A 5,565-nucleotide genomic window follows, 5' to 3' on the forward strand; every position below is an offset into this window, starting at 1 on the left:
CAGGACCTGCTCGGCGACGGCGAGCGCGCCGAGCGCCAGCTCCTCGTCGAGCACCGTCGAGGCGTCGACGACCCGGGCGATGTCCCAGGTGTGGGTGACCGCCTCCATCACGTACCCGGCGAGCGCGAACCGGCCCGGGATCCGGCCCCACGGCACCTCGGCGGGCCGGTCCAGGGTCCCGTCCGCGGCCCAGGCCGCCTGCGCCCGGGCCTTGGCCCGCTCCAGGGCGGGGCCCCAGCCGTCGTCCTCGATCTCGCCGGCCGCGGCGGCGACGTCCAGGCTGCGGCCGCCCTCGCCGACGTACGCGATCCGGTGGATGCCGCCCAGGGTGTGGCTCAGCAGCGCCCGCAGGTCGTACTCCTCGCAGGGGGTGGGCCGGTCCAGCAGGTCGGGCGTCACCAGGGCGACCACCTTGCCGAGCTGGTCCAGGGCGCGCAGGTAGTCGGGGCGGGGGTCGTAGGCGGTGTCCGTCATGGGGTGCTCCTCGTGATGCGTCGTGCGGTTCGGGCTACGACGGACACTCTCCCGGGTATACCTGACACCCTGTGTCAGGTTTTAGGGTGGGTTTTTGTGAAGGCCGACCGACTGCTCTCGATCCTGCTGCTGCTCCAGACCCGGAGCCTGGTGCCCGCCGCCGAACTGGCCGAGCGGCTGGAGGTGTCGGTCCGCACGATCTACCGGGACGTCGAGGCGCTGTCGGCGGCCGGGGTGCCGGTCTGGGCCGAACGCGGCCGGGCCGGCGGGATCAGCCTGCTCCCCGGCTACCGCACCGACGTCACCGGGCTGACCGCCGACGAGGCGCGGGCGCTGTTCGTGCTGGCCGCGGCCGGCACCCACGACGCGCTGGGCCTCGGCGAGGCGATCTCCACCGCGCTGCGCAAGGTGATGGCGGCGCTGCCCGCACCGCACCGCCCGGCGGCCGAGCGGACCAGCGAACGGATCCTGGTCGACCCCGAGCGCTGGCTGCGGGTCGGCCCCGCGCCGGTCGAACTCGGCGAACTGCAGCGGGCGGTCTTCGCCGATCTGCGGCTGGAGCTGTCCTACCGGCACAGCGGCGCGGCCGCCCCGAGCGGGTACGCCGTCGACCCGTACGGGCTGGTGAGCAAGGCCGGCGTCTGGTACCTGGTGGCGGACCTCGACGGTGACCCGAGACTCTTCCGGGCCGACCGGGTGCGGGCGGCCCGGGTCCTCGACGAACCGGTCCGGCGGCGGCCGGGGCTCGGCCTGCCGGAGGTCTGGGCGGTGCTGCGCGAGCGGATCGAGGAGCAGCCGGCCGACGTCCTCGTGCTGGTCCGGGTGCGGCGGCACCGGCTGGACATGTTCACCCGGATCCACGCCGGGCTGCTGGCCTCACCGCCGTTCGGCGACGACCCCGGGTGGGCCGAGGTGCGGCTCGGCCTGCGGTCGGTGGAGGCGGCCAGGGCGGTGCTGGCGTTCGGGGCGGACGTCGAGGTGATCGACCCGCCGGAGGCCAGGGCGCAGCTGGCCGGGGCCGCCGCCGACGTGGTCGCGCTGTACGGGGGGACCGGCCGGCCGGCTGATCAGGCGACGGTCGGCGGGTGGCTCACGGTGTCGTAGCGGCCGAGCGCGATGGCGCCGAAGTTGTGCAGGCTGGCGGTGCCCGGCGCGAAGTAGCCGTTGTGGCCGGCCGCGCCGGTCGAGGAGACCTCGGTGGCGCCGAAGCCGGAGCTGGTCGGGTCGGCGCCGTGGCCGAGGCCGCCGACCTCCAGGTACGGGACGTTGCCGATCCAGTCGGTGCGGTTGCGGGTGGCCCAGACCGCCACGCCGGGGCCGAGCTCGCCGGCCGACTCCACGCCCATGCCCGGGCTGCCGAAGACCACCATGTCGGTCCTGCGGGCGGCGTCGATGCCGGGCGCGGCCGTGCCGCAGACCACCGAGCCGTACGAGTGGCAGAACAGCGCGGGCGGGACGTCCGGGTGGCTGGTCGCCCGCAGGCCGTCCAGCAGGCGCAGCAGGCGGGGCGCGGCGACGTCGGCGAGCCGGGCGGTGACCGCGTCCGGGCCGAGGCCGGACGGGGTGACGTAGCCGGTCCAGGCGATCACCGCGGTCCGGGTGCCGGGGGCCTGGTGCTGCTCCTCGGCGAGCAGCGCGCGGGCCATCCCGGCGGGGGAGCGCAGCGGCTCGGAGGACTGGTCGTGGTGGCCGAGGTCGGCGTCCGAGCCGGGGACCAGCACCGACACCCGCTGGGCGGTGGCCAGGTCGCCGAAGACCTCGCTGACCAGGCCGCGGCCGCGCGGGTCGAAGGCGAGGATCTGCCGGCCGTCGGCGAGCAGGTGGTCGGAGTCGTTGGCGCGGGAGACGGCCAGTGCCCGGGTGTCGGGGTCCAGCCGGTGGTCGGCGCCGCGGGCCCGGGCGCGGTCCCGCTCGGCCGTGATCGCGAGCCGGTTGGCGTGGTAGCGCAGCGGCAGCGGGGCGCCGTCCAGGTTGCCGACGACCAGCGGGTAGGCGGCGGCCAGGCGCTCGGTCTCGGCGGGGCTCAGCGAGGCGAAGAAGGCGGCGACCGAGGCGGCGGTGGCGGTGGCCGGGTCGGGCAGCTCGCGGCCGAGCGAGTGGTCCGAGACCCAGGCGGTGCTGCCGGCCGGCGGGGTGGCGATGGCGACCTGCTCGTTGGCGGCGGCGGCCTGGGCGGCGGCGGCGCCGGCGTCCACCAGGACCACGCAGCCCGCGAAGGCGCCTATCAGGATGCGCTTGACCCTGCGCTGCATGGCGTTCACTCCTCGGGCCGGTGAGCGTCACAGCGGGCCGGGCCCGATGGTGCTACGACTGCCAACTACACGTCAGCCAGCGTAGAGGCAGGGCGCAGCCGAGGGCGGCCTTCAAACTGTGTTCTGGCTCACATTCGCCCGTGTGAGTGGCGTTACCTGACCGGATCCGACCGGTTCACCGTTCGTTCGCCCGCTGCTCGTCGACCAGTGCGTGCAGCCGCTTCGGTGCGACGCTGCGCCAGGCCTCGGTGAGCAGCTCGCCCAGCTCGCCGGCGTCGACCCGGGCGAGCTGCACCAGCACCCAGCCGTGCCGCCCCACGTACGGCGCGAACGCGTACGTGTCGGGGTCGGCCGCGAGCAGCTCCGCCTGGTCCTCCTTGGAGGCCTTGACGCAGACCCGGCCGGAGTCCGGGCTCCCCATCGCGAAGATCTTCCTGCCGACCCGCAGCGTCACCTGGTCCCAGGTGGGCTGCGCGTGCGCCTCCGGCAGGTCCAGCGCCAGCGCCTCGAACTGATCGAACGTCACCATCCCGCCAGCGTACGGCCGGGCACCGACAGCCCGGCGCACCTCACACCACCCCCAGCGCGTACACCGTGAACGCCGCCGCCCCCGCCCCCACGGCCGCCCGCCACAGCCGGGACGGCCACGGCCCGTCGAACCGGCGGGCCGGGCCCGCGAGCGCCGCCAGCACCAGCCCGAACACCGGCAGCCACGCCAGCCGGGCCAGCACCCACCCGAGCGAGGACGGCTCGGTGGTCAGACCGGGCACCGCGCCCGCCCGCGACAGCGGCAGCGCCACCGCGAACATCGCCGTCTGGTGCCAGCAGAAGATCGTCATCGCGGACAGGTTCACCGCGACCACCGGCAGCCACAGCACCGGCCGCCGCAGCAGCCGGGCGATCCGCTCGCGCAGCAGCACCGCCGCGCCGCACTGCACCGCCGCCAGGGCCAGCACCAGCAGCGACGGCGGATGCGAGTTGGTCCGCGCCGCCCCCGGCACACCGACCATGCTGGCCGGGTAGTGGAACACCACCAGCAGCAGCGCGAACAGCACCGCCCCGCCCGCCAGCAGCACCGCCCCGCCCGCCCGGCGCAGCCGCCCCTGGGCCCACGACACCCCGAGCTGGTAGCCGAACAGCCAGCCCGGCAGCAGGTTCACCAACGCCAGCCAGGACGGCACCGCCTGGGCCCACGGCCCGTACCGCAGCAGGTCGACGACGGCGACCACGGCGAGCAGCGGGGCCGCCGCCCAGGCACCGAGCCGCCGGCCGGCCGCCAGACAGTACGGGGTCAGCGCGGTCAGCACCAGATAGATCCCGATGTACCAGAGCGGCTGCACCACCAGGACCGAACCGGTGCGCACCGTCCCCTCGGGCACACCCGCCGTCCGCAGCACCGGGATCAGCACCGCCCACACGGCGGCCACCCCGAGCACCGGCCGCAGCAGCCGCACCGCCCGCCCGCGCAGCCAGCCGCCCAGGCCGCTGCCGCGCTCCCGGGCCCGCTCCAGCGACTTCGCCGCCGAGTACCCGCCCACCAGGAAGAACAGCCCGAGCAGCTGCAGCCCCCAGCTGAACGGCGCCAGGAAGCCCAGCGAGGACAGCGGGCTGGCGTTGTGCAACACCCCGTCCCCGGCTGCCACGGAGAAGCCGCCGAGCAGCCAGTGCCCGGTCGGTACGGCCAGCAGGGCGAGCGCCCGCAGCCCGTCCAGTGCCCGGTCCCGGCTCGCGGGGGTGCGGGCGTCGGTCAGGGCCGCGGCCCTGCGCAGGGGAGCGCCGAGGCGCAGCAGGTCAGCGCGCATCGTGGCACCCCGGATCCCGGTCGGCGCAGCGGACGCCGGCGGTGTCGCCGAGCGCGAGGGCCGCGAAGTTGGCGAGCGAGGCGGTACCGGGCGCGAAGTAGCCGCTGTGGCCGTGCGAACCCGCTGAGGAGACCACCCGGGCGCCGAACCCGGTGCCGGTCGGGTCGGCGCCGTGGCCCAGGCCCAGCACCGACACGTGCGGGACCCGGCCGATCCAGTCCGCGTCGTTCCGCTCGGCGGCCCACACCGGCACCCGCAGGTCGGCCGCCCGGGCCGTCTCCATCCCGGGGGAGCCGAACACCACCAGGCCCGCGGCCTGCCGCGGACCGAGGTCCGCCCGGCCGCACACCACCGAGCCGTAGCTGTGGCAGAACACCGTCGCCGCGCCGGTCCGCGCGGCCAGTCCGTCGAGAAACCGCCCCAGCCGGGCGCCGCCCGCCACCGCGAGATCGGCGGTGGCCGCGTCCATCCCCACCCCGACCGGGGTGGTGTACCCCGCCCAGGCGATCACCGGGACCTGCCCGCCGGTCGCCGCCCGCAGCGCCCGGGCCATCCCGGCCGGCCCGGCGTACGGGTCGCCGTCCCGGTCGTACTCCGTCAGGTCGACGTCCGAACCCGGAACCACCACCGCCGGCCGGCTCCCCGGCGACAGCTCGCCGAACACCTCGACCACCTGACCGCGGCCGCGCGGGTCGAAGGCCAGGATCTGACGGCCGGCCAGTGCGGCGTACCGCTGCGCCCGGGCCAGGGCCTGCGCCCGCCCGGCGGCGCTCAGCGTGCCGTCCTCGGCGGCGGCCTGCTCGCGGCGCCGCTCCTCCTCCAGCGCCAGCGCGTTGGCCCGGTACCGGACCTCGACCGGCACCCCGTCGAGGTTGCCCGTCACCAGCGGGTGCCGGACGGCCAGCGCGTCCCGCTGCGCGGGCGTCAGCCCGGCGAAGAACGCGGCCACCTCGGCGGGCGCGGCACCCACCGGATCCGGCAGCCGGACCCCCAGCACGGTGTCCGCCCGCCAGGCCGCACTCCCCGGCGGCGGCCCC

General features: G+C 76.4%; 6 protein-coding genes. 1 reads left to right on the forward strand and 5 read right to left on the reverse strand.

Going from position 1 to position 5,565, the window contains the following annotated elements:
• Positions 1 to 474: TIGR03086 family metal-binding protein (locus AA75_RS42970; protein WP_033825986.1), on the reverse strand; the 474-nt coding region annotated here is incomplete at its 3' end.
• Positions 475 to 570: 96 nt separating this feature from the next.
• Between AA75_RS42970 and AA75_RS42975 the strand changes: the two genes are divergently transcribed.
• Positions 571 to 1,578 (forward strand): YafY family protein, encoded by a 1,008-nt coding sequence (locus AA75_RS42975; protein ID WP_051814386.1) that lies wholly within the window; start codon positions 571 to 573, stop codon positions 1,576 to 1,578.
• On the opposite strand, the gene AA75_RS42980 is transcribed toward AA75_RS42975, so the two are convergent.
• From AA75_RS42980 to AA75_RS42995, 4 genes are all read right to left on the reverse strand, one after another.
• Positions 1,542 to 2,726, reverse strand: a complete 1,185-nt coding sequence (locus tag AA75_RS42980) for an alpha/beta hydrolase (RefSeq protein ID WP_033825987.1) — start codon at positions 2,724 to 2,726, stop codon at positions 1,542 to 1,544. The genes AA75_RS42975 and AA75_RS42980 overlap by 37 nt on opposite strands.
• Before the next feature lie 175 nt (positions 2,727 to 2,901).
• Positions 2,902 to 3,255, reverse strand: coding sequence for an MmcQ/YjbR family DNA-binding protein (locus tag AA75_RS42985; protein WP_033825994.1), 354 nt, complete (start codon positions 3,253 to 3,255; stop codon positions 2,902 to 2,904).
• A 40-nt stretch (positions 3,256 to 3,295) separates the two neighbouring features.
• The gene (locus AA75_RS42990; RefSeq protein WP_033825988.1) at positions 3,296 to 4,528 is read right to left on the reverse strand and encodes an acyltransferase; all 1,233 of its coding nucleotides are present in this window, start codon (positions 4,526 to 4,528) and stop codon (positions 3,296 to 3,298) included.
• Positions 4,518 to 5,565, reverse strand: a 1,048-nt coding sequence (locus AA75_RS42995; protein ID WP_033825989.1) for an alpha/beta hydrolase, incomplete at its 5' end; no start/stop codon positions are given. The genes AA75_RS42995 and AA75_RS42990, both read right to left, overlap by 11 nt.

This window comes from Kitasatospora sp. MBT63, assembly GCF_000710465.2.
In the GTDB taxonomy this organism is placed as follows: domain Bacteria; phylum Actinomycetota; class Actinomycetes; order Streptomycetales; family Streptomycetaceae; genus Kitasatospora.